The following is a 419-nucleotide window of genomic DNA, read 5'->3' on the forward strand; positions in this document are numbered from 1 at the left end:
ATTCCATGGCTGGCGGCGCACGGTCCCGTTGCGGGCGGTGCGTGCGGCGGGGGCCGCCGGGCACGATGCCCCGACCAGGGAAATCCGGCCGAAGGTCGAGGACGGCGGGCCGCGCTGCGGTGCACCCGGAATCCGCGCCGGGCCGCGGGTCCGAGGCCCCGCGTTTCCCGCAGGACTGCCGCCAGGCTCATGAAGGAAATCGGCATTCGTCCGCCCCGGCGCCAGCGGCGCTTGCCGGATGCGGCTGGCAGCATGCATGCGCCGCTGGCGCCGAACCTGCCGGATCGGACCGTCACCATCGCCCCTGTAGAGACCGTCCGGCTGACCGGCATCGCCCATGGTCCAACGGGCGAGGCCGGCTGCACCTCGCTTCGGCAAGGCAGCTCGGGGCCGTCGCGACCGCTGGTCGGTCCATGCCG

Annotated in this window: 1 protein-coding gene; it reads left to right on the forward strand. The window is 74.2% G+C overall.

All coding sequences use genetic code 11. The features are described 5' to 3' along the window. Positions 1-189 precede the first annotated feature (189 nt). On the forward strand, positions 190-419 hold a 230-nt coding region (locus tag QSJ97_RS24740; protein WP_285675168.1), incomplete at its 3' end, for a hypothetical protein.

The sequence above is a fragment of the Paralimibaculum aggregatum genome (assembly GCF_030270585.1).
Classification (GTDB): domain Bacteria; phylum Pseudomonadota; class Alphaproteobacteria; order Rhodobacterales; family Rhodobacteraceae; genus Thermohalobaculum; species Thermohalobaculum aggregatum.